This window comes from Methanobrevibacter woesei (genome assembly GCF_003111605.1).
Classification (GTDB): domain Archaea; phylum Methanobacteriota; class Methanobacteria; order Methanobacteriales; family Methanobacteriaceae; genus Methanocatella; species Methanocatella woesei.
In genome coordinates this window covers 150,549-175,134 of the sequence record NZ_MZGU01000003.1, presented here as the reverse complement: position 1 = coordinate 175,134, position 24,586 = coordinate 150,549, and the positions used below count along the sequence as shown (strand labels likewise).

The 24,586-nt window shown below is 29.9% G+C and carries 25 protein-coding genes; 13 read left to right on the top strand and 12 right to left on the bottom strand.

Going from position 1 to position 24,586, the window contains the following annotated elements:
* Positions 1-8: 8 nt before the first annotated feature.
* Positions 9-2,609, bottom strand: a complete 2,601-nt coding sequence (locus tag MBBWO_RS02310) for an ATP-dependent helicase (protein WP_116669272.1) — start codon at positions 2,607-2,609, stop codon at positions 9-11.
* A gap of 97 nt (positions 2,610-2,706) precedes the next feature.
* Here MBBWO_RS02310 and MBBWO_RS02305 point away from each other — a divergent pair, with 97 nt between their 5' ends.
* Complete coding sequence (locus MBBWO_RS02305; protein ID WP_116669271.1) at positions 2,707-3,558, top strand: HEAT repeat domain-containing protein; 852 nt, start codon at positions 2,707-2,709, stop codon at positions 3,556-3,558.
* A gap of 10 nt (positions 3,559-3,568) precedes the next feature.
* Here the strand turns inward: MBBWO_RS02305 and MBBWO_RS02300 are convergent, their stop codons facing one another.
* A complete protein-coding gene (locus MBBWO_RS02300) occupies positions 3,569-4,408 on the bottom strand; it encodes a carbon-nitrogen hydrolase family protein (RefSeq protein WP_116669270.1) in 840 nt (279 codons plus the stop codon).
* Positions 4,409-4,459: 51 nt separating this feature from the next.
* Positions 4,460-5,176: a zinc ribbon domain-containing protein gene (locus MBBWO_RS02295; RefSeq protein ID WP_116669269.1), complete on the bottom strand. Its 717-nt coding sequence runs from the start codon at positions 5,174-5,176 to the stop codon at positions 4,460-4,462.
* A 118-nt stretch (positions 5,177-5,294) separates the two neighbouring features.
* On the opposite strand from MBBWO_RS02295, the gene MBBWO_RS02290 reads away from it, so the two are divergent.
* A complete protein-coding gene (locus MBBWO_RS02290) occupies positions 5,295-5,780 on the top strand; it encodes a hypothetical protein (protein ID WP_116669268.1) in 486 nt (161 codons plus the stop codon).
* On the opposite strand, the gene nucS is transcribed toward MBBWO_RS02290, so the two are convergent.
* On the bottom strand, positions 5,773-6,558 hold the full coding sequence (gene nucS, locus MBBWO_RS02285) for an endonuclease NucS (protein WP_116669267.1): 786 nt from the start codon (positions 6,556-6,558) through the stop codon (positions 5,773-5,775). The two genes, MBBWO_RS02290 and nucS, sit on opposite strands and share 8 nt — an antisense overlap.
* 125 nt (positions 6,559-6,683) lie before the next feature.
* On the opposite strand from nucS, the gene MBBWO_RS02280 reads away from it, so the two are divergent.
* Both MBBWO_RS02280 and MBBWO_RS02275 read left to right on the top strand, forming a co-directional pair.
* Positions 6,684-7,667 (top strand): alpha/beta fold hydrolase, encoded by a 984-nt coding sequence (locus MBBWO_RS02280; protein ID WP_116669266.1) that lies wholly within the window; start codon positions 6,684-6,686, stop codon positions 7,665-7,667.
* A gap of 13 nt (positions 7,668-7,680) precedes the next feature.
* Complete coding sequence (locus MBBWO_RS02275) at positions 7,681-7,968, top strand: DUF5750 family protein (protein WP_116669265.1); 288 nt, start codon at positions 7,681-7,683, stop codon at positions 7,966-7,968.
* Here MBBWO_RS02275 and nadA read toward each other — a convergent pair.
* Genes nadA through rnz form a run of 3 tightly spaced genes read right to left on the bottom strand, consistent with a single transcriptional unit; the run spans position 7,961 to position 10,529 of the window.
* Positions 7,961-8,875: a quinolinate synthase NadA gene (gene nadA, locus MBBWO_RS02270; protein ID WP_116669264.1), complete on the bottom strand. Its 915-nt coding sequence runs from the start codon at positions 8,873-8,875 to the stop codon at positions 7,961-7,963. The two genes, MBBWO_RS02275 and nadA, sit on opposite strands and share 8 nt — an antisense overlap.
* A 2-nt stretch (positions 8,876-8,877) precedes the next feature.
* On the bottom strand, positions 8,878-9,627 hold the full coding sequence (locus MBBWO_RS02265) for a mechanosensitive ion channel domain-containing protein (protein WP_116669263.1): 750 nt from the start codon (positions 9,625-9,627) through the stop codon (positions 8,878-8,880).
* 8 nt (positions 9,628-9,635) lie between these two features.
* A complete protein-coding gene (gene rnz / locus MBBWO_RS02260; protein ID WP_116669262.1) occupies positions 9,636-10,529 on the bottom strand; it encodes a ribonuclease Z in 894 nt (297 codons plus the stop codon).
* Between the two features lie 196 nt (positions 10,530-10,725).
* Here rnz and nadC point away from each other — a divergent pair, with 196 nt between their 5' ends.
* The 3 genes from nadC (at position 10,726) to carB (ending at position 15,965) form a co-directional block, all read left to right on the top strand.
* Entirely contained in the window at positions 10,726-11,565 is an 840-nt protein-coding gene (gene nadC / locus MBBWO_RS02255) for a carboxylating nicotinate-nucleotide diphosphorylase (protein WP_116669261.1), read from the top strand.
* 99 nt (positions 11,566-11,664) lie between these two features.
* On the top strand, positions 11,665-12,747 hold the full coding sequence (gene carA, locus MBBWO_RS02250) for a glutamine-hydrolyzing carbamoyl-phosphate synthase small subunit (RefSeq protein WP_116669260.1): 1,083 nt from the start codon (positions 11,665-11,667) through the stop codon (positions 12,745-12,747).
* A 41-nt stretch (positions 12,748-12,788) separates the two neighbouring features.
* Positions 12,789-15,965: a carbamoyl-phosphate synthase large subunit gene (carB, locus tag MBBWO_RS02245; RefSeq protein WP_116669259.1), complete on the top strand. Its 3,177-nt coding sequence runs from the start codon at positions 12,789-12,791 to the stop codon at positions 15,963-15,965.
* Positions 15,966-15,980: 15 nt separating this feature from the next.
* On the opposite strand, the gene MBBWO_RS02240 is transcribed toward carB, so the two are convergent.
* Complete coding sequence (locus tag MBBWO_RS02240) at positions 15,981-16,445, bottom strand: zinc ribbon domain-containing protein (RefSeq protein WP_243408453.1); 465 nt, start codon at positions 16,443-16,445, stop codon at positions 15,981-15,983.
* A gap of 132 nt (positions 16,446-16,577) precedes the next feature.
* Here MBBWO_RS02240 and MBBWO_RS02235 point away from each other — a divergent pair, with 132 nt between their 5' ends.
* The 5 genes from MBBWO_RS02235 (at position 16,578) to MBBWO_RS02215 (ending at position 19,902) form a co-directional block, all read left to right on the top strand.
* Complete coding sequence (locus tag MBBWO_RS02235; protein ID WP_116669258.1) at positions 16,578-16,793, top strand: hypothetical protein; 216 nt, start codon at positions 16,578-16,580, stop codon at positions 16,791-16,793.
* Positions 16,794-16,895: 102 nt separating this feature from the next.
* The gene (locus tag MBBWO_RS02230; protein ID WP_116669257.1) at positions 16,896-18,047 is read left to right on the top strand and encodes an amidohydrolase family protein; all 1,152 of its coding nucleotides are present in this window, start codon (positions 16,896-16,898) and stop codon (positions 18,045-18,047) included.
* A gap of 48 nt (positions 18,048-18,095) precedes the next feature.
* Positions 18,096-18,527, top strand: a complete 432-nt coding sequence (locus MBBWO_RS02225) for a universal stress protein (protein WP_116669256.1) — start codon at positions 18,096-18,098, stop codon at positions 18,525-18,527.
* Positions 18,528-18,584: 57 nt separating this feature from the next.
* On the top strand, positions 18,585-19,421 hold the full coding sequence (locus MBBWO_RS02220; RefSeq protein WP_116669255.1) for a CBS domain-containing protein: 837 nt from the start codon (positions 18,585-18,587) through the stop codon (positions 19,419-19,421).
* A gap of 13 nt (positions 19,422-19,434) precedes the next feature.
* Positions 19,435-19,902 (top strand): hypothetical protein, encoded by a 468-nt coding sequence (locus MBBWO_RS02215; RefSeq protein WP_116669254.1) that lies wholly within the window; start codon positions 19,435-19,437, stop codon positions 19,900-19,902.
* A gap of 17 nt (positions 19,903-19,919) precedes the next feature.
* Here MBBWO_RS02215 and larE read toward each other — a convergent pair whose 3' ends face one another.
* From larE to MBBWO_RS02195, 4 genes are read right to left on the bottom strand one after another with little or no spacing between them, the layout of a single operon-like run.
* Positions 19,920-20,903 carry an ATP-dependent sacrificial sulfur transferase LarE gene (larE, locus tag MBBWO_RS02210; protein WP_116669253.1) on the bottom strand — a complete coding sequence of 328 codons (984 nt, stop codon included), beginning with the start codon at positions 20,901-20,903 and terminating at the stop codon, positions 19,920-19,922.
* A complete protein-coding gene (locus tag MBBWO_RS02205) occupies positions 20,904-21,557 on the bottom strand; it encodes a TfuA-related McrA-glycine thioamidation protein (protein ID WP_116669252.1) in 654 nt (217 codons plus the stop codon).
* Between the two features lie 6 nt (positions 21,558-21,563).
* Positions 21,564-22,772, bottom strand: a complete 1,209-nt coding sequence (locus tag MBBWO_RS02200) for a YcaO-related McrA-glycine thioamidation protein (protein ID WP_116669251.1) — start codon at positions 22,770-22,772, stop codon at positions 21,564-21,566.
* 3 nt (positions 22,773-22,775) lie between these two features.
* Complete coding sequence (locus MBBWO_RS02195) at positions 22,776-23,420, bottom strand: site-2 protease family protein (protein WP_116669250.1); 645 nt, start codon at positions 23,418-23,420, stop codon at positions 22,776-22,778.
* A 91-nt stretch (positions 23,421-23,511) separates the two neighbouring features.
* Here MBBWO_RS02195 and MBBWO_RS02190 point away from each other — a divergent pair, with 91 nt between their 5' ends.
* Entirely contained in the window at positions 23,512-24,549 is a 1,038-nt protein-coding gene (locus MBBWO_RS02190) for a M24 family metallopeptidase (RefSeq protein ID WP_116669249.1), read from the top strand.
* Positions 24,550-24,586: the final 37 nt, after the last annotated feature.

Genomic DNA, 24,586 nt, shown 5'->3' with positions numbered 1-24,586 from the left:
GTTATCACTTAGTAGTATTCATCTTCTAATTTGGATTTTATTTTATCTAACACTGCTTTATGCATACGTTTTGTAAATTCTGCTTTATCATTCTGATTTAATACATCTAAATATCCTTGTGAAACAAGATTAAATGCAAAAGGAGTTGGAATTACTGTATTTATTACTTTTATCTCCATTTCTTCATTAGCTATCCATTGAATAACTTTTTCTGCATTTTCAACATCCATATAATCTTCCAATGTTTCTCTTCGTGCTTCTGAAAGTATTGGGAAGTTATCATCCATTTCTTCAACAAATTTAAGCAATATTTTTCCTCTTACTTGTTGACGTCCAACAGATTTTGATTTTCCTTTGTATCGTCTAAGTGTCATTAAAGAACGACCAGCACAATGTCTGAATCTACTAGCTAATGTTTCAGTTTTACTTAATGACTGTGTTAAAATATTTCTAAAGTTTTCAGGTGTTAATTCTCTAAAGGATTCAAGACCTCCAATTTTACCATCAGAACTTAAATAAAATCCATTGTCTGAAATTGATATGGTAACATTGGCATTATATCTTTTTGCTACCAAGTAAGCAGTCGCTCGTGATAAGGCATCATTAACTTTTCTTCCAAATAAACTATGGAATATTACGAATTTTTTACCTCCAAATCCAGTATAATATTCAATAAGCATTTTACGGTTACTTGGGATTTTTGCATATTTGTACTGTTCAACAAAGTATTCATAGATTGAATTAGCTGCAAAATCATCAACATACAAGTATTCATGGATGAATTCCATTATTTCTTCTTTGCTTCTTCTGTACTGGAATTTAGAATCCATATGTGCTCTAAATCTCTGAATATCCATAGCTAAATCAAATGAAAGAGGTAATTGCTGTGAAAACCAGGAAGGGATGGTAGGTGGTCCACTAGCTGGTGAAACATTTATTGTCATTCCTTTTCCATAGTTGAATCTGTAGGTGTTTCCTCCTAAAACGAATGTGTCTCCTTTTTTCAATCTTTCCATAAAATCTTCTTCAATTTTTCCAACTGTTTCACCATCACATTTAACAAGAACTCCTGAACTGTCAGGTATTGTTCCGATATTAGTTGAATAAAGAGCTCTAGCTAGTTTTCCTCTTTTTCCAAAGGTGTTCTCTTTATAATCAATCCATATTTTAGCATAGACATATCTTTCTTCAAGTTCAGAATATTCTCCAGCCATATAACTTAAAACATCTTCATAATCATCTCTTGTAAGATCTTTATAGCAGTAACTTTTTCTTATTACATCATAAGCATAATCAATATCCCATGGGTTTTCGATTGCCATTCCATAAATGTGCTGTGCTAAAACATCAAGGCAGTTTTTAGGAATATTGATTTTATCTATTTTTCCTTCTTTGGCATCTTTCAGGAGAACAGAACATTCAACAAGGTCATCTCTATCTGTTACAATTATTTTTCCTTTGGATTTTTCATGTAGTCTATGTCCGCTTCTTCCAATTCTTTGTAGTGCTCTTGAAACAGATTTCGGTGAGTTAATGAGCACTACCAAATCAATATATCCTATATCTATCCCCAGTTCTAGGGATGTGGAGGAAATTACACATTTAAGTTCTCCATTTTTTAATTTATTCTCGGTTTCCAATCTAACTTCTTTAGATAAGGATGAATGATGAGCCATTATGTTATTGCTATTATAATGGGAAGGATACATGGTCTTAAGATTATATACAAATCTTTCAGTACCACTTCGGGTATTTGTAAAGATTAAAGTTGTTTTATTTTCTTGTATCAAATCATCTAGGATATCATAAGTAGCTAATCTTGTATCTTCATCATCTGCTAATACAATATCGCTTACTGGTGATATTACTTCCATATCCAGTTCTTTTAGATAATTTACACTAGCTACTAAACAGTCCCGTTCAATACCATATTCATATCCAACTAGAAATTTAGCAACTTCTTCAAGAGGGCTTACAGTTGCAGATAATCCTATACGTGTAAAACCACCAATTAAATGATGTAATCTTTCTAGAGATAAACTTAAATGAACCCCTCTTTTGTTATCAGCTAATGAATGGATTTCATCAATAATAACATATTTTACATGGCTTAATTTTTCTCTAAACTTAGGTGCCACAAGTAAAATTGATAATGTTTCTGGAGTTGTAATTAGGATGTGTGGTGGTTTTTTAAGCATTTTCTGTCTTTGATATTGGCTTGTATCACCAGTTCTAACTGCTTTTCTAATTCCTAATTCATGGCCTGCAATTTTTTCAATGCCTTTAAGGGGTTCTTCTAGATTTTTTTCAATATCATTGTCTAGAGCTTTTAAAGGAGAAATATAAATGCAGTAAACATTGTCTGTTAATTCTTCTTTTTGTGAAAGAGTTACAAGTTCACTTATGATGGATAAAAAAGCAGTTAATGTTTTTCCAGACCCTGTTGGTGAAGATATTAATATATTCTTTTTATTGTGAATTTCAACAATGGCTTGCTTTTGAGCAGGTGTAAAATCATCAAAATTTTCATCAAACCACTGTCTAACCCAAGGATGAAGTTTTTTATAAATTGCCTTTTTAGAGTAAGTCTTTGTCTGTTCGCTAATCATTTTTAATATCTCGCAGTTATGTAAAAATTATATATGTTGTTTTCACTAATAATTATATACTATATCTATTTTTAAATTAATTAGAGAGAGTGATTTTATGGCCCAAACAACAATAGATGATGCTATTAATGGACTTAATGATGATGATGTAAATATTAAAATGGATAGTCTTGAATATTTAATGAATGTTAATGATGAAATAGCTATTGATCCATTAATTGAAGCAACAACTGATGATAATACTCAAGTTAGATTTAAAGCAGCAGGAATATTGGGTAATTTTGGTGATGCTGCTTTTGATAAATTAACTGATAGATTTAAGAATGCAGAAGGAAAAGATAAACGTTTTCTTGCTTATGCTTTAAAAGAAATGGGAAATTCTAATGCAATTCCATATTTTGTAGATGCAATTGATGATGAAGACTTTGGAGTTCGTAAAATGTCTGTAAGGGCATTAGGTGAACTTCAAGCTGAAAATGAGTTAGAGGTAATTTCCAAATGTCTTGAAGACGAAGATTATGGTGTCTGTCTTGCAGCTATTCATGCATTAAGTGATTTAGCTACTCCTGAAGCTATTGATTTAATTAAAAAAGCAAGAAGTACTAATGATGAGAAAAGGTTCAAATCTTCATGTAATAAGGCATTAAAAAAAGCTAAAAAAGTTGCTGATGCTAAAAAAGAGGGAAAAGTAATATCTAAAGTAATGCCTTTAAGCACAATTAAAGGATTTGAAAAAACTAATCCTCAAAAAGCTATTAAGGAGTATGAGAAATATTTGGATGAAGGTCAGGATAAAGACACTCCATATAAAAGATTATGTATTCTTTATAGAAAAAGCAATGATTTAGAAAATGAGTTGCGCGTAATTGATAGGGCTATTGAAGTTTTATCTGAGAAAAAACCTGGAAAAGAGAAATTTTTCCAAAAAAGAAGAGAAAAGTTAGTTTAATTAATTTAAACTACTTTTTTTCAAGATTATAAATGTCTTTTCGCCTATTTTTTAAAAGGGGAAGTTCTTCCCTAACTTTTTTTATTTCATTTAAGTCAATTTCAGCTATTATTAATTCTTCTTCAAAACTAGCTGAGCTTATGATTTCTCCCCATGGATTAACGATTAGGGAATGCCCATATGAGTTATAATTTGCATTTTTATCAAGTGCCGGTGCAACACCAATTGTAAATACTTGGTTATCGCAGGCTCTAGCTTTAAATAACATTTCCCAATGTGCAGGGCCAGTTGTAAGATTAAATGCACCAGGATAACATAAAATATCTGCTCCTTCAAGTGCCATTAATCTGGCTAATTCTGGAAAACGGATATCATAACAGATTCCAATTCCAATTTTTCCAAAGCTAGTTTCAGCAATTGTAATTTGGTTTCCTGCATTTAATGTGTCAGATTCTTTAAAATAGATTTTTCCTTTAACATCAATGTCAAATAAATGCATTTTTCTATGTTTAGCTATTATTTTTCCCTTTGGATTAAACATAAAAGAAGTGTTGTAAATTTTCTCACTAGTTGAAGTTGTTTCTTTTTCAGGAATGGATCCGGCAAGGATATATTTTTTCTCTTCACTAGCTATTTTTGATATTAAATTTAATGTATAACTATTTTCAGCCTCTTCACTGTATTCAATAAATTTTTCATTTTCATAGGGACAGTTAAACATTTCTGGTAAAATAATAAGGTTAGCATCCATTTTAGATGCAGTTTTAATCATAGATATTGCTTTTTTAAGATTTTCTTCTTTATTATCAATTACCTTCATCTGACAAAGAGCAATTTTAATAGTATTCATAAAATCACTTAAAATAAAAAAAGAGGTATGAATTGAATTCATACAAAAATTCTATCCAATATGGGAAGTTGCAATTACATCGTTAATTGTTGTTGAGTTTACTGAATTAATGGAATCACCAGTAATTTTGTACACGAATAATTCGCCATCAGTAAATAATGAAACATATCTAGTATAGTCTCCATCAGCGTTTTCAAGGATGATATCAGATGCATTTCTACCATCTAAAGTAATGGTTCTAACAGTATCAACATAGTCTCCATCGTTCATTGCAACACTTATTCTCTCTTGATTTATATCTCTTAAAGATGTAGAATCACTAGTAATATTATAATATTCCACTACTGTATTATTTTCAGCATTAAAGAATATTGCAGTTTCATGGTATTCATCTAAACCATCTGTCTGATTCCATGTTGTCGGATATTGGAAACTAAATCCATATTCGTCGTAGGTAGCTAATTCAGCACCACTTGCACTTGTTGTGCTTGTACTTTGGTTAGATGTTCCTGTTATGACAATTCCACAAATTGCAATAATTGTTATAAGTACAATAATCCCAATAATTAATTTATTTTCCCTAATAATCTCAATTGTACTTGGTTCAGTTCTACGTTTAAGAGTTTTAGGTCTTCTTTTTTGGGTTTCATCAAATATGCTTGTAGTTTTTAAATTTTTAGGTCTTTGAGGTGGGAATTTATATCCACAGTTTCCACAAACAGGAGCACCATCATAACTAGGATTTCCACATTCAGGACATTTTTTCACAACTAAACCTCCTATTAGTCTATTTTTTTATTAATTATATTATTTAAATTAATGTTATTTGGGTTTTGGAAAACTTTTTATAAAATTGAATTTAATATTTACTTTAAAAGGAGATATTATGGCTGAAACAGAAACAAAAATTATAAAAATGAATGATATTAATTATGCTGTTTATAAATTAGGGCAATGGAAAAATAGCTATGAAATAAATCAGATTGGTTTATCTGATGAAATTCCTGTAACTAAAAATACTGTAGAGCATGTAAAACACTCAATGGATGAAATTAGGAATTCCACATTTGAAATTGATGACTTAAAAGTTAATGGTTTTGTTGCTATTGCAATTCAATTAAATCCTAAAGTTCAAGAAATGGATTTAAAAGAAGCTTGCGAGTTAGAGAAAAAAGAATTTAACTTAATTCTTGAAGAATTAGATAATTTGGAGTTATTGGATGACGACGAATCAATAGAACTTGAAAATTGGGATTATTTAATTTATAAACTCCAAAAAGATTGTCATGTAATTAAGTCCACTCCAGCTAATGGTTTTGCTTTAAAACATTATGTTGAAGAAATGCAAAAAATTGAAGATTCATTTAATTAAATGCATCTAATGTAATTTTTTTATCTCTTTTTAACTCTTTTGGAGGATTTACAGATACAAATTCAATTCCTTCTTCTTCAATTAGTTCTTTAGCATCTTCATCAATAGTTGGTGCTACAAGAAGTCCTCTTATTTTCTTTTTTTCGGATTTACATTGATGTAATTCTTCATTATCACTTTCGTCAAAGTCAGAGATATATCTTTTAAGTTGTTTAACTGCACTTACTCCAGCTTTACGGCTTTTTAATTCTAGAATCATTAAATTGTTCTCGTGATCTTTTCCTAAAATATCAATAAAACCATGTTCAACACTGTACTCTCTGTAGGTTGGTTTAAAACCTTCTTCAATAATATGGGGATTTTCCATTATCATGTCTCCCATATCTTTTTCATAACCTGCCTGTTCAAGTTCTTCATAATCTTCAATCAATGCATAATTTATAAACTGAATATTGTCTAATTCTACAGTTAACAACTCTTTTGGTGTTCTTCTATGACTTTCTAAAAATAGCTGCTGATTTTTAATAAAAGCACGTGTTTTTGATTTTGGAGGTTGCCAATTAACAGGTTCTACTTTTTTGTCTTGATGTATTAAAAAGGAACCATCTGGCTTTATTAGGATTATTCTTTCTCCCCAGTCTAATTCACTTAATGCACGTCCCTCATATAGCACTTTACAGTTTGTATACATCACTATTGTTGCTTTTTTACGCAATGCTTCAGTTATTAATTCATAAGCTTCATCATATTCTGGGTTTTCTAGAGTTTTATATTTCATTACTACTATAATTTCAAAATTTACTTTTATAAATTTTTTTGATATTGATAGAAAATAATTTAATAAACTTGAATAAAATAGTTGAAATAGTATAGGTTAATAATTAAATCTACTGAGGGAATGAAATGTGTGAAAATTTCTTTTTAGAGCAAGCACAATATTTCAAATTAAACAATTTTAAATTTTCAGATGGGCAAGAACTTAAGGATGTGGATGTAGAGTATATCTCTGTTGGAACTCCTCAATATGATGATGAGGGCAATATTTCTAATGCAATTATATATTGTCATGGTTCTAGCGGTAATTTTGCATCATTATATAAATTAAAGGATTTGGTTGGTCAAGATGGTCCTTTTGATAAAGATAAATATTTTTTCATATCTTTGACATGTTTAGGCAAACCAGGGTCATGTTCTCCTTCAACAACAAAATTATTCCAGGAATTCCCACATTATGAAGTTGAAGATATGGTAAATTTCCATAGGGAGTTTTTAAAAGAAAAATTTTCTATTGAAAAGGTTAAAGGAGTAATTGGAAACTCAAAAGGAGGTTATGTTGCTCTTAGTTGGGCTGCATTATATCCTGACACTTTGGATTTTGTTGTTTCAATGGTAAGCAGCTATAAAACAGCAGGTCATAATTATATCTTATCAAAACTTATGGATGAAATTATAGTAGCTAATCCAAAATATGGTTGTGAAAAATTTGATGCTTCTCTTAATGTAACTCTAAAAATGGCTTCTTTAATTTACTTTAATTATGGATTTTCCAAAGAATTTTATAGAAAACAAGATAATCATAGTTTAGATGTGTCTTTTGATGAATTTGGAGATGAATCCTTATTTGATGACATTTATGATGTTAAATTTGAAAATGATGCAGTTTTACATTATGATATTGAGGATAAATTAGGAGATATTAAAGCCAAAACACTTATAATAGCTATTAATCAAGATCAATATTTTCCGCCGGAGCTTGATGGCATACCAATGTCTAAAATGATTGAAAATTCAACTTTAATTAGATTTGATTCAGAGTTGGGACATGTAGGCTCAAATGAAATATATAAAATAGAAAAAGAAATTAAAGAATTTATGGATTCATTGTAAAGAGGTAATGTTTTTGAATGTAGAGATAGTTGACTGCGGTGAAATTTCTAATAATTATTTTGTTGATTATAAAATTACTGGATTAACAGAGAAGCAATTTAAGTTTTTAGAAAATAATTTAGATGAAAAATTAGAATACAGTCATGAAAATAATTATTTGAAAATAAGAATGGATTTTACTAAAGAATTATATCCATTTCACACAGAGGAATCTAAATTTAAAAAAGAAGATTATAAAACTAGAGAAGAATATGAGATGAATTTATTCTTATCTAGTTTTTTAGAAGATTTATCTATTTAGATGCATTTAACATGTGTTTAACAGCTTTTAATGATTTTTCAGCTACGCTGTTATCAAGTTTAATTTGAGGTTCTTCTTTTTCTAAAGCCTCTTTAATTTTTTCTAAAGTGTGGAACTTCATTGTTTCACAAATTGCATCTTCACGTAAAGGATATAACTTTTTATTTGGAATTTCTTCATTTAAACGTGTAATCATATCAATTTCAGTACCTATGATAAATTCTTCTTTATCGCTTTGGGAGATATAGGTGAGCATTCCTCCAGTTGAAAGAATTTTATCACATGCTTCTTGAACTTCATCAACACATTCTGGATGGCAGATAACTTCAGCATTTGGATATTCTGCCTTTTTAGCTATTACGTCTTCTTTAGTAAATTTATTGTGAACATAACAGTGTCCATCAGCAGGAACGGTGATGATTTCTTTATCAGTTCTTTTTGCAACATGCTGTCCTAGATTGCTGTCTGGTCCAAAGATTACTTTATCGCTATCTAAACTATTTACAACTTTTACAGCATTTGCAGATGTACAAAGGGTATCTGCATGTTGTTTTGCTTCAGCTATGCTGTTTACATATAACACAACACTTGCATCAGGATGTTCTTCTTTTGCTTTTAATAGCTCTTCTTCATGTAACATATTTGCCATTTGACAATCAGCTTCTATATCTGGTATAATGATTTTTTTATCAGGGTTTAAGATAAATGCTGTTTCAGCCATGAAATCTACACCACAGAAGATTACTAAATCTTTATCTTCAATTTCAGAAGCTTTTATACATAATTCCAATGAATCTCCTAAGAAATCTGCAATATTTTGAACTTCTTTTGGTTGATAATTATGAGCTAAAATAATTGCATTTTTCTCTTCTTTCAACTTGTTTATATCCTCTATTAATGAATTCATTTTTACTCACCTAGTTTTTTACCAATATATTCATGAATTTGGTTTGTAATTATTAACTTATATTCTTCCTTTTTATTATAATCTTCTATCCATACAAATATTTTAAGTACTGTTCCTTCTTCAATAATTTCTTTAGAATTTATTTTTGAAGGGGGTGTTTTTAAAACCCATGGATTTTTATTTATATTTTCTATAATCTCTTTTTCAAAAAGTGTTAAATCAATTTCAAATGGAATGCAAGCTTGCAATCTTATCTTAACATCTTCTTTATCTTTAAATCTTATGTATGATGTTTTGGATAATGCTGAATTTGGTATAAACACGGTTGTGCCATCATCTCTCATAACTGTTGTGTTTCTAAAACCAATTTTCTGTATGATTCCTTTAGTACCATTAACTTCCATTACATCTCCCACTTTCAGACTTTGATCAAGGAGTATGAAAAACCCTGCAAGCACGCTTGAAATAATGTCTTTTGCAGCAAAACCTGCAGCTATTCCTGCAATTCCAAGACTTACAAATATTCCCTTTAAATCAATACTGAAAATATCAAATATGATGATAATTCCAATAATGTAAATTGTATATTTTATTAAATCTGAAAGAAGATAAGTGAATGTTAAATTATATTCAAAACGTTTCATGTGATTTATAACATATTTTGCGATTTTTATACTAACATAAACTAAAGCAAGCACTATTAGAGTTAATATAATTTGTATAAATGGAGTTAAAGTCTCTATAATATTCATTTAAATCACTAAATTGTTATAACTTTTAAATCATGAGCTAGTTCTGTACTTTCAAAGACATCTTTAGCTTCATTAAGCAGTTCTTCACAGTCAGTATAACGTGTACTAATATGGGTTAATATTAACTTTTTGGAATTTGATTCTTTAGCTACTTTAGCAGCATCCTGTGCTGTTGAATGAAAGTTCTGCTCAGCTTTATCTTTATCTTCATTTTTATAAGTTGATTCATGGATTAAAATATCACTATCTCTTGCAAAATCAATTAATTCTTCACAAGGGGTAGTATCTCCAGAATAAGTTACTTTTATGCCCTTTCTTTCCTCTCCAAGGACTTGTTCTGGTTTAATTATTTTTCCATTAACTTCCACTTCAAATCCTTTATGTAATTTTCCAAATAATGGTCCAACAGGAACGCCAAGTTCAATAGCTTTTTCTCTTAAGAAACGAGGTTTTTTAATCTCTTCTATTGAATATGCCATATTGATTACATTGTGTCTAACTTTTCTAGCTTTGATAATATATTCCTCAGTTTCAATTAGGGTTCCATCATCTATTTCAATAAATTCAATAGGGAAGTCAATTTTACAGAAACCTAAATTGTAAATAGCATCTTTAAGCTTTAAAAGTCCTTTAGGCCCATAAATTGTTAAAGGTGTTTCACGCCCTCTGAAATTCATAGATTGCAAGAGTCCTGGAAGCCCTAAAATATGATCTCCATGATAATGTGTAATGAATATTTTAGAAATTTTCATAGGACTAACTTTAGCAAAAATCAACTGTTTTTGAGTAGCTTCACCACAATCAAATAGCATCACTTCTCCAAAAGCCTTTAATACAATTGCAGGATGGCTTCGGTCATATGAATGTACAGCTGATGAAGTTCCTAAAAATATAATTTCCATATTATCACGAAAAAATTAGTTTGTTTATATTTTTTTAAATTTTTTATTTATATATTATTTGTTAATGAAATTGTAATTTTTACTTCATTTAAATGTTGAATTGTTAGTTCAAAAATGATATTCAACTAATTATCATATAATTTTAAGTGAATTTTTATATTTTATAAATTAAATAATTATAACATAAGGTGGTTTTTTGGATAAGATAGTTAGATACATGCTTGAAGAAGATGAGGGGTTTGGTGATGTAACATCAAATGCTTTAATTGATAAGGATGATGTTTCTGTTGGCCAAATTTTTTCTAAAGAGGATGGAATTCTTGCAGGTATTGATATTGCACGTGAAATCTTTGAATCAAGAGATATAACTGTAATCTTTAATTTAAATGATGGAACTGAAATTTCTAAGGGTGATTTGTTAATTCATGTTGTTGGGAATACTCGTGATATTCTTCTGTTAGAGAGAACAGTTCTTAATTTATTAATGAGAATGAGCGGGGTTGCTACTGCAGCTAATCATTATGTTAATTTAGTTAAAGATTATGATGTTATTGTGGCAGGAACTAGAAAAACTGCTCCAGCTATTGCTAAATTTGATAAATATGCACTTGCTGTTGGTGGTGCTGATACTCATAGATTTTCACTTGATGATATGGTTTTAATTAAAGATAATCATATAATGGCTGTTGGAACTCCTTTAGATGCTCTTAAAAAAGCTCAAAATAATGTAAGCTTCTCTAAAAAGATTGAAATTGAGGTTGAAACTTTAGAAGATGCAATTCAATGTGTTGAAAACAAAGCAGATATTGTAATGTTGGATAATATGGATCCATCGGAGGTTAAAGAAGTTTTAAATCAATTAAATAAATTGGGAATTAGAAATAATTCTTTAATTGAGGTTTCAGGTGGTATTAATCATGAAACTATTTGTGAGTTTGCTGAAGCTGGGGTTGATATAATTTCTTCTGGTGCTTTAACTCATTCAACAAGAAGTTTGAATTTTGGCCTAGATTTGAAAAGGTGTGACTCTTTATAAGTAAGCTAAGATTTTGGTTCAGATATTAAGAAAGTTTAATAATTATTAATTTCATAAATATTAAAGATAAGATTTATTTTTTTATAAAATGGTGATTTAATGGTAAAAGTGGCTAAACTAGCTTTAGAAGATGGAACAATCTTGAAAGGAGAAGCTTTTGGTTATGAGACAACTAAAACAGGTGAAGTTGTATTTTCAACTGGTATGGTTGGTTATGTTGAATCATTAACTGATCCTTCTTTCAAAGGTCAAATTTTAATGTCTACTTATCCTTTAGAAGGGAATTATGGTGTTAAAGAAGAATGGTATCAGTCTGATAAAATTCAAGCTGATGGTTATATTGTAAGAGAAGTTTGTAGAAATGTATCTAACTTTTCATCTCAAAAAACTTTAGATGACTTCTTAAAAGAATTTGAGATTCCTGGAATTAGTGGTATTGATACAAGACATTTAACACTTAAAATACGTGAAGAAGGTTCTATGAAAGGAGCTATTTCAACTGAAGACATTTCTGATGAGGAATTATTAAAACTTGCAAGAGAACAACCAAGTATTGTTGATAGAGATTTAGTTCCTTTAGTTTCTACAGATGAAATTAAAATTTTCAATGAAGATGCAGAAAAGAAAGTTGCTTTAATTGATTGTGGTGTTAAAAAGAATATTCTTAATGGATTTTTAAATAGGGATGTTGGTGTAATTTTATATCCTTATGATACTGATTATAAAACTATTTTAGATTATGAACCTGATGGATTAATGATTACTTCTGGTCCAGGTAATCCTGAAAGAGTAGTTGAAGTAATTGATACAATGCAAAAATTAGCTAATAGATTACCTATCTGTGGTATTTGTATGGGTCAACAGCTAATTGCAAGGTCTTTTGGTGCAAAATCATATAAAATGAAATTTGGTCATAGGGGAGCAAATCAACCAGTTAAAGATTTAGAAACTGGAAAAGTAGTTATAACTTCTCAAAATCATGGTTTTACAATTGATAAAGAGTCACTTGATGAAACTGATTTAGTTTTAACTCAAGTTAACTTAAATGATGGAACTCCTGAAGGACTTAAACATAAAGAATTGCCTTTAAAAACAATTCAGTACCATCCTGAAGCAGGCCCTGGCCCTAATGATACTGGATTTATATTTGATGAGTTTATTCAAATGATGGATGAATATTAATTAAAATTACCATTTATAATAACAAATTTAAGAGGATTAAAATGCCTATTGATAAGGATATTAAAAAAGTATTAATAATCGGTTCTGGACCTATTCAAATTGGTCAGGCTGCAGAATTCGATTATTCTGGTTCACAAGCATGTAAATCACTTAGAGAGGAAGGAATTGAAACAGTTCTTGTAAATAGTAATCCTGCTACTATTCAAACTGATATGGATATGGCTGATACTGTTTATACTGAACCTTTAACCCCCGAAATTGTAGCTGATATTATTAAAAAGGAAAATGTTGATGCAATTTTACCAACAATGGGTGGACAAACTGGTTTAAATATTGCTACTGGTCTTGGGGATTTAGGACTTTTAGATGGTATTAAAGTTCTTGGTTCTGATGTTCAAACTATTAAGGATGTAGAAGACAGGGAATTATTCAGTAATTTCATGAATAGACTTAATGAACCAATTCCTAAAAGCCATGCTGTAGAAAGTATTGAAGAAGCTATTGAGGCTGTAAAAGATATTGGTTATCCCGTAATCGTAAGACCAGCATTTACCTTAGGGGGTACTGGTGGGGGAGTAGCTCATAATGAAGAGGAATTAATCGAAATTACTAGACATGGTTTGGATATGAGTTTTATTAATCAAGTTCTCATTGATGAATCTGTTTTAGGTTGGAAAGAATATGAGTATGAGGTAATGAGGGATAAAGAAGACACTTGTATTATTGTATGTAACATGGAAAATATTGATCCAATGGGAATCCATACTGGGGAAAGTGTTGTTGTAGCTCCTGCTCAAAATTTAAACAATGATGAATCTCAAGCTTTAAGAGATGCATCTATTAAAATCATTCGTGAACTTGGAATTCAAGGTGGATGTAATATTCAATTCGCTGTGAATCCTGAAACTAGTGAATATAAAGTAATTGAAGTAAACCCAAGGGTAAGTAGAAGTAGTGCACTTGCATCAAAAGCTACTGGTTATCCAATTGCTAAAATATCTTCAAAAATAGCTTTAGGATTAACTTTAGATGAAATTAAAAATGATATTACTAAAGAAACACCTGCTTCTTTTGAACCTTCTATTGATTATGTAGTTGTAAAAATCCCAAGATGGCCATTTGATAAATTCAGAGGAATCAATCGCCAAATTGGTGTTCAAATGAAAGCAACTGGGGAAGTAATGGCTATTGGGAGAACTTTAGAAGAAGCATTCCAAAAAGCTATTAGATCTCTTGATATGGGTCATGATGGATTTGAATATGTTAAATATACTGAAGAGGACTTAGCAAATCCTACTGATGAAAGATTATTCCAATTATATTCAGCTATTAAAGATGGAATGGATATTGATAAAATTCAAGAATTAACTAATATGGATTCATTCTTCTTATACAAAATTAAAAATATTGTTGATTTTGAAAATGAAATATCTGAAGAAAAACTTGATGATCCTGATTTCCTAAGAAAAGCAAAGCAATTAGGATTCTCTAATAATAAATTAGCTAGTCTAACTAACCAAACAACTGAATATATTAGAAACTTGCTTAAAAGACATAATATTAAACAGTCCTATAAGTTAGTAGATACATGTGCTGCTGAATTTGAAGCAAAAACACCTTATTATTACAGTACTTATGATTTCGGTAATGAATTGGTTTCTAACAATAAGAAAAAAATTGTAATTTTAGGTGCAGGGCCTATTAGAATAGGACAAGGTATTGAATTTGATTACTGTTGTGTACATTCTTCTCTTGCTTTGAAAGATGAAGGAATTGAAACAATCTTAATCAACAACAACCCTGAAACTGTAAGTACTGATTATGACATTTCAGATAAATTGTTCTTCGAACCTTTAACTTTTGAAGATGTAATGGGTATTATTGAACAAGAAAATCCTGAAGGAGTCATTGTTCAATTTGGTGGTCAAACATCAATTAACTTAGCAGTACCTCTTGCAAATGCAGGAGTTAAAATTTTAGGAACTCCATATGAAAGTATTGATAGAGTTGAAGACAGAGAATTATTTGCAGAATTATTAAATAAATTACATATACGTCAAGCTCCTTATGGAACAGCTAATTCCTTTGAAGAAGCTAAAAAAGTAGCTGAAAAAATATCTTTCCCAGTTCTTGTACGTCCATCTTATGTTATTGGTGGAAGAGCAATGGAAATTGTTTACGACAACAATGAGCTTGAAGAATATATGAAAGAAGCTGTAAAAGTCTCTCCTGAACATCCAATTCTTGTTGATAAGTTCTTAGAGGATGCTGTTGAACTCGATGTAGATATTTTATGTGATGGTGAAGAAGTATTTATAGCTGGAATTATGGAACATATTGAGGAAGCAGGTGTTCACTCTGGTGATTCAGCATGTGTAATTCCACCACAAACTATTCCTGAGCATATTTTAGATACTATTCGTGAAAACAGTAGAAAATTAGCTTTAGAATTAGATGTTAAAGGTTTAATGAATATTCAATATGCTGTAAAACTTGATGAAGAAATGGTTTACATTATTGAAGCAAATCCACGTGCAAGTAGAACTGTTCCATTTGTAAGTAAAGCTATTGGAATTCCACTTGCAAAAATAGCAACTTGGATTATGACTGGTTCTAAATTAGCAGACTTTGGACTTAATAAAGAGATTAAAATAAACCATGTGGCTGTAAAAGAATCTGTATTCCCATTCTTAAAACTCCCTGAATCTGATACTATTCTCGGACCCGAAATGAAATCTACTGGTGAAAGTATTGGTATTGATGAAACATTTGGAATGGCATTTTATAAATCTCAATTAGCTGCAGGTATGGATTTACCTAAAAAAGGTAAAATATTTATCAGTGTTAAAGAACAAGATAAAAAGAAAATTACTCCTATTGCAGAAAAAGCAGCTAGTTTAGGATTTGATCTTGTAGCTACTAGTGGAACTGCTGATGCTGCCTGTGGTGTTGATGTTGAAAAAATTAAGAAAATCTCACAAGGATCTCCAAATATTAGGGATGCAATTTTAAATAAGGAGATTGATTTAATCATTAACACTTCTGAAGGTAAACAATCTGCAAAAGATGGTTATATAATTAGACGTTTAGCTATTGAATTAGGTATTCCTTATGTAACTACTTTAGCAGGTGCAAGAGCTGCATTAAATGCTATTGAAGCAGTTCAAAATAATAAAATTAAAGTTAAATCTTTAAATGCACATATCGATGGAGAATAAAATCTTCATCCTTTTTTATTTATTTAATTGTTTTCTTTTTGTAATGGTGTTTTTTAAACACTCTTTATCCCAGTTGTTATCCATAAGAGTTTTTTTAACATAATATGCTTCAGTCATTGTTTCATATTCACCGTATATTTCATCTTCTTTTTGAATGTAAAATTTGTTTTTCTTATGGTTGAAAAGAATTTCTCCTTCTCTTTCTTTTTTATTAATTTTGAGGCCTTTTATCCTCCCTTTTGGTCTTTTTTTTGGGAATGGGGGTAATTCCATATGTTCATACTTATTTTCTAAATCACATTCAACAAGTAAATCATAATCAAAATTGCAGTAAAAAAGACAATCACGTTCATATAATGCTTCAGATAATTTTTTAAATTCACCATAGTCTTTATTATTGTATTTTATACGGTATACATTACCATTTTTTACAATATTTCGATAAAAGTATCTTATTTCTTGTGAATTAATAGAAGTCATCTCCAAGATTATGATTAGTATATGTTTGATTTTTGAATTTAATATAAATTTTTAAAAATTTTATAAATTTAATAAAGATTTTAATATTTCCTAAAGAATATTGGTTGTCCATTAGTCGGTGAAACTGTTACTATGAATGTTAATGGAGTGTCTCCCACTTTTGAGTCTTCAAGTTCTCTGAAAGGTGAAACTGTTACTATGAATGTTAATGGAGTGTTATATTCTAAAATTACAAATGCTAATGGAATAGCTAGTTTAAATATTGACCTACTTCCAGGTAAATATATAATAACTGCGTCTCATGGAACTGCAGTTACTTCAAACATCATTTCAGTAAAAGAAAATTAAGTTTTTTTTATCCTCCTTCTAGGAGGATTTTATTTTTTTAATATTTTTTTAGAAACAGTTCTTCTTTAATTTTAAATAATATGATTTAAATAACATTTCTTGATGTATACTATAGCTAATGGGACTGTATTAAAAGGAAATAATCTTCATCCAGTTCATGAAAATATTGTTGTTGAAGAGGGAGTCATTGTTGAAATTGCTAAAGATGTTTTAAAAGGGGAAATAATTGATGCTGAAGGTTTTATTGTTTGTCCAACATTTTTAAATGCTCATACTCATATTGGAGACAGTATAATTAAAGATGAAGGTTATGGATTAACTATTGATGAGATGGTTAAACCTCCTAATGGTGTAAAACATAAAGCACTTTCAAAAGCCAGTGATGGGGATATTATTGATTCAATGAAAGTGTCTATGTGGGATATGGTTTCATCTGGAACTTCACATTTTATTGATTATAGGGAAGGTGGGGTTAAAGGTGTTAAATTACTTAAAAAAGCAGCTGAGGACATTCCTATAACTCCAATTATTCTTGGCCGTGACGATAGCTTTTATGGAGATGACCCTGATTTACACAAAGTCAAAATAGCTATTAATAAACTTTTGAAAGTTGCAGATGGTATTGCACCTAGTGGTTTTGGTGAAATTACTGATGAAGTAGCTCATCTGATTGTTGAGGAATGCAGGAAAAAGTCTAAGATTGCATCTATACATACTGCAGAATCAAAAGAAGCTCAGTTAAATTCTATTAATAAAACTGAAAGAACTGAGATTAAACGTGCTTTAGATTCTAATTTTGCCCAAATTGTACATTGCACAAACCCTATGGATTATGATTTGGAACTTTTATCTAACTCAAATGTTAATGTTGTTTTATGTCCAAGGGCAAATGCAACCTTGGGGGTGGGTATTTCACCTTTAAATGAAATCATTAATTTAGGTATTTCACCTTTAATTGGTAGTGATAATGTAATGTTAAATTCTCCTAATATGCTTAGAGAGATGGAATTTTCACTTAAATTAATGGCTATTTGTTCAGATACTATTTTAAACCCTAAAAATCTTTTAAAATGTGCAACTGTAAATGTTTGTTCATCTGATATTAATGAAATTATTAAAAAACCATTAATTGCTGAAAATAATCCTGCACAATTTTTTATGGTGAAACAATTTTCTAAAAACCCTTACTTGAGTATTATTAATCGTACTGAAACGAAACATATAAAATACCCTTTCAATATAAATACATTATAATAGTTATGGATGTATAGGTTAAGATAATATTCATGGAGAGGATATATTATGTATAATAAAATTTTAGTTCCTACTGATGGATCTGAACATGCTGTAAGAGCAGAAGAAGAAGCAATTTATATTGCTGAAAAAACAGGTGCTGAATTAATTGGTTTAAGTACCGTTGAAAATAATTTTGTTAATGGACTTCCATTAAATGATGAAGTATATGAACTTAATAATTTACTAAAAGAGAACACAAAAAATAATGTTGACAAATTTGAAGAATTAGTTCATGAAAAAGCTAGTTCTGTAAGTGTTCGTTCCATTATTAAAGAAGGTACTCCAGCTAATGCAATCCTTGAAACTGCTGAAGAAGAAGATGTGGATCTTATTATTATTGGTAGTTCAGGTAAATCTGGATTTGACAGATTTTTAATGGGTAGTGTTGCTGATAAAGTCAGTAAATCTGCTAAATGTTCTGTTTTAGTTGTACATTAAATTTTTTAATTTATATACTTCTTTTATTTTTTTATAAACTTAGATTAAGGTGTAATTATGAAAGTAAAAAGAGCAATGTCAAAAAATGTTGTTAGTGTTTCGGTTCCGGGAAACAGGGAAAAAGCATTGACTTTAATGAGACAAGAAAACAGGTCTGTACTTCCTGTTATTAAAGAAGGCACTAATAAATTAGTTGGTTTATTAGCTCGTTCTGATTTAATTGGTAATCCTGATGAAGATCAAATTGCTATGTTAATGTCTAGAGACTTAGTTACTGTAAGTCCTGATGATGATATTGAAGAAGCTGCTAGAAGAATGATTGATAATCAGGTTAGAAGAGTTCCTGTAGTAAATGATGATGAAGAATTAGTAGGTATTATCACTTCTTTTGATTTGGTATCTCAAGCATTAGCTAATTTAGATATTTCAAGTCCTGTTGAAGATTATATGATTACTACTGTACCAACTACTTGGACTGGAACTCCCCTAAATGTAGCATTTGAAACAATGAATCAATTTGGTCTTAAATCTGTTTTAGCATTAAATGATCAAGCAAAATTAGCCGGTATTTTAACTGAAACTGATTTTATTGCTGAAAGTGAAATTAAATCCCATCGTTCTGAACACAGTTCTACTGTTGGAACTGAAGGAGATAAATGGTCTTGGGATTCAACTTCTGTGTTATACATTGAAAAGAATTTATTAATTTTCGCTGACAAATTAGTTAAAGATGTAGCTGTAGATAAAGTGGAAACAGCTAATACAAAAACAAAAGTTACAGATTGTGCTAAAAAAATGAAATCTTTACATATTGAACAAATTCCAGTTACTGGTGTAGATGGGGAATTAGTAGGTCTTGTAAGGGCTAGTGACTTAATTAAAGCATTAATTTAATTTCTGTGATAAAATGGGGCTTAATCCAATTCTTGTAATAAAAACTGTTGAAAATTCTACAATTGGTGTTAGAGCAAGACTTAAAGATGATTTTGTTGAACATGAAATTGTTTTAAATTCAGTTCTTGCTTATTATTGGGCTAATGAATTGCCACCAGTTGTTAAGTTTTTAGAACTTTTTGATTCTGTTGTCAAAAGAACAATTAATGAACTTATGCCTCATAAAAATTTATATTTGAAGTATTCCGTTAAGGCGGATTCCAATCTTGAGGATGCATCAATGCTTGAAATTAATCTTGATGAAGTAATGGCAGATGATGTAGGATTTAAGATTGATGGGAAACAGCTTTTATTATCCGGTTTCAAAAGTGTTGAGAATGAAGAAGGAAGAGTTCCTTTTGAAAAAACTTTTGAAAAAAATATTGAAACTCCTGATATTGTTTTAAAAAAATATGAAGAACTTAAAAATAAAAAAGAGTAATTTAATAAAAGGAATTATTAAATAGTTCTTCTAATGTAAGGTAATATCTTTATGAATTCATTAATGGCTTGGTTATAGCTATTAAAATTATTACCTTTCACTATTCCATTTTTTTTGATTTCTAATTTTGTATTTATATTATCCTTTTCCAGTTCTTTTTTTGTATTTTCAAGGTTTATGTTGTATGGTAATTTATATTGGAATGCACCTTCATTGTACTCAAGGATTATTCTTTCATTATCTTTAATAGAGGATAAATTTAAAAGTACTTTATTGTTACTTCTTTCATTTAATTTATCATAAATCTGTTTTAATGTATTGGTGCCAGTTATTTTATCTAAATCATCAACTTCACACACATAGGAATCATAATATTTTCTAACTTTAACAACATCACATCCACTAACCTCTTTTATGAATTTTTCATAGCTGTCAATTTTAGATATTTCTTCCTTAGTTACTTCTGTTTTAAAGGGTAATCTAGTTGCCATGCATGTTGTAGACTTAGAGTAGGGGATGTTGTTTTCATCTAAGTAGTTGTGGATTTCTTCTGAAGTCAACTGGGCTTTAACAAAGGGGCTTTGAATATTATTTTCATAATTTATTAGTATTCCTGGGCGATCTTGAATTAAATCACTTAAATTGGTTCCATCCACAATAAATTCACAGCCATTTTCAGAGGCTACCTTTTTGATTTCTTCATACATTGATTTCCTACATAAAAAACAGCGGTTAGGGTTGTTTAGAATAATGTCACTTTTGAAAAAATCAATATCTATGATTATGTGCTTTAATCCAAATTCACCAGCTATTTCTTTAGCATTTTCAACAAAACCTTCAGGCATTATTTTGTTATCAACAGTAATTGCAATTGGATTGTCAGATACCTGCGCTGCCAAATATGCAATTAAAGTACTGTCTGCACCGCCAGAAAAAGAAATAGCTATTTTTTTATCTTTAATAAAGTTTTTAACATTGCTGATTTTTTCTTGAAGATTCATTTAAATCAATTCATCTTTAATGTAGTTTAAAAGTTCTTTTGCATCTTCTTTTTTAATATCTGGAGAAGAGTTTACAAAATCAATTAATTCATCTTTTTTATCCTCTTTTAAGCTACATTCTTTAAATAATTGGGTATAATTCCTTTTAGGATAAAAAGTTTCTTTAGCTATTTTAATTAACTCATTTTTTTCATCTTCAGAAATTACATTTTCATTAACCGCATTGGCAAATACATAATCCATATTTACTAAAGGAACAGACAATGGTTCTAAGGTTTCACTGTCCATTACAACAGCAACATCATCATCTGAAGCTATTTTTCCAGTTGCATAGGCATTATATACATATCCAATTCCTTTCATTCCAAGACTGTCCAGTTCTGAAGCTCTTAAAGCACCCATACTTGATGATCCAAGGACTTCCACGCCACTGTTAATGGCCTGTAAAATTTCTTTATGTGCAACTGGTGATGCTTGCTGAAAAACGCCATCAACAATAGCTATTATGTCTGGATTTTCTTTTAAAGCCTCACCAATGTCTCCTCTTTGAATTGGTCTTTTGTAGATAATTTCAGCATCTTCAGTTGTGTTTAAAATCTTTTTGGCTTCTTCAAAGGGTAAAGAGAGACCAGTATAGATAATTATCTTTTTCATGGTATATCACACATTTAAAAATCTTGTTCCTGCTCTGGTGCTGTCAATAGAATAAAGTTCCATTGTAGGAATAACTACCCGAACTACATTGACTCCAATTTCTGGACGTGTTAAATTGTAATAAAGGAAGTTTTTAATATCTCTTTTTTCCAGTTCCTCTTTTGTAATTTGGATATCTTCAGTTATTGATTTGGTACTTTTATCTTCAATATCTGAGAAGTTAAGCTTATCTTCCTCTTCATCAAAGTAATGATGGTTTATTCTTTTCATTCTTTCATAGCCTGCTTTACGCATAAAATCTGCTCTAACAGTGTCTTCACGAGCTCCATGAATCTGTGTTGCCCTACTTTGAGCCACTTCAGTTAATGCTCTTAAAACAGCTATTTCTGGATTTAAATGAGTTCCAACACCTAAAGTTAATAGTCCTGGATCCTTTAGAAGTGTGTCATCACTTGATGCAGCTATTGTTGGTACTTTAACATCTGCTGTTAAATCCATTAATTTGATATTAATGTCATTTTCTTTAAATTTAGCCAGAATGTTGTTAATTGTTTCACTTTCAATGGTGGATTGGTCAATTTCTTTGGAATTCTTTTTGGTTAGTTCAAAAATGCTCCATGCATCTCTTTCAATAACTTCAAAAGCTCCATGAAGAATAGCTTCCTCTAAAACATTTCCAGAGGCGAGACCATTTGTATTTCCTTTAAATAATGCTTGGGTATTGGCTGATGGGATATAAGGGTGGAATATTGCATTTGAGGGAACATAATATTCCTTTTCACTGATTAAATCATAGGCAAGATTCCATTCAAGTTTCATTTCATTTAGCCTATCAGTATCAAGATTATTCGGCAGGTTTAATTCTTCAGGATTGATGAATTCTCCTTTTTGACTGATTTCATCTATTGTTCCTTCTGTAATGTTTTCATCATCCTGTTTTTCAGCAGAATATCTCTCAAAACCTTCCATCATTGCAGAAGCTCTTGCCTGACTTTTTCCAATACCTTTACCTGCATAAACACTAACCCCTCCATCCTGTGCTGTTGGACGGATAGCTGAAAAAACAGGTATTCCAATTCTATCTAAATCTGTGATATCGGTCATACGTGTTATTCCGGCTATTTTAAGTTTCTTTTCATTGTTTTCAAGTGTTTTTTCAGGTGGGATAATCCTATGTGTACCATTGAAAAATTTAATTTCATTATCATTTAACATTGTTTAAAACCCTAAAATTATTCTAACTATAGTTTCTACTCCCATTGTCATGGATAAGTAGGTCATTGCTCCAGCAATAGCTATTGTAACAAACCAGATAACTCCATTCCATCTTAAAACTTTAGATCCATCTAAATTCCATATTGGGATCATGTTAAATACAGCCAAATAACTGTTAATTGAAAAACCTAAAGAACAGGTTAGGAATATGATTTGTGAAGTTAAATCAATTGGATTTAAAAATGGATAAATAATAGTAGCTACTGCTAAAAAGATTAAAGCAAGAATTATGTTAACTACTGGTCCTGCAATGGAAATTTTACCATTTTTTTCATAATCTATATAATTTCCATAAGTGTATACTGCACCAGGGGCTGCAAATACAAATCCAACAAATGAACTTATTAATGCAATAACAAGTCCTACTGGCCATAATTTATATTCTGCCCAGTATCCATATCTCATTGATGCAAATTTATGGCCTAATTCATGAAGAATAAAACCAAGACCCACTCCGACCATTACCATTGGCAGGAAGAACCAAATTCCATTTAAATTTCTTCCAACATATAATATTGTAAAAGAAAGTGAGATAACAAAAAAAGATATAATTAAATCTCTTATTTCATTACTTGTAAATTTAAACATGAATAAATCTTATCTTGTTTTACATATAAAATTTTTTCCTTAAATTTTAAATAATTAATCTGTTTTATATAATTATAGGTTGTGTTTTATCATGAATAAAGAAATAAATGACTTTCATATTAATAATATTTTAAAGGAAATGTCTGATAAAGATTATCAAGGATATTTATTAGCAGACTTCTCAAATATAAAGTATATTTCTAATTATATGCCTACAAGTTTTGCATTTTGTGTTCTTAAAGAAAATCCAGTAATTTATGCTTCTAAAATGGATATGGAAATAGCTAATAAAACATCAACAATTGAAGTTAAAGAATTTGAATCCTTCAGTGAAATGATAGCTGAACTTAAAGGGGAAATTAAGAATTTAGCTATCGAACCTTCTTTAGAATACAGTACATATGAGAAGTTTAGTGATGATTTTAAGATAGCTAGTGAAATTTTTATAAATAAACAAAGAGCAATAAAAACTTCTGATGAAATAGCTAAAATCGATAAGGCTACAGAGATTGCACAAAAGGCATTTGTAGACTTGGATATTTTATCTTTAAGAGAGTCAAAATCCTTTGAAAATACTTCTGCATATGAGCTTGGAGGATTAATGAGGGAATATGGTGGTGAAGGTGAATCTTTTGACACAATTCTAGTTAGTGGTTCAGCCACTAGCTTGCCTCATGCAGTTCCCAAGCCAAAAGCAATTGATGATATAATTTTGGTTGACTGGGGGGCTAAATATGATGGATATTGCTCTGACAATACAAGAACAATGGTTTATTCAGAAAAACAACAGGAAATATTTGACATTGTAAAAGAATCTCATGATAATGCAATTAAAGCAATAAAACCTGGAATCAAATGCTGCGAAATTGACAAGGTGGCTCGTGACATAATCTCTGAATATGGTTATGGTGATAAGTATATTCACTCAACTGGACATAGTTTAGGTTTGGATATTCATGAAACTCCTTCATTTTCAACTAAAGATGAAACCATAATTGAAAAAGGAATGGTTATAACTGTCGAGCCTGGAATTTATCTTGAAGGGGATTTTGGTGTAAGGCTTGAAGATACTGTAGCTATTGATAATAAAGCAAGGATTTTAGGTAACCTTCCAGCAATAATTGAATAGTCATGTATTTTTGATTTTCCAGATAACTGAGAGTTTA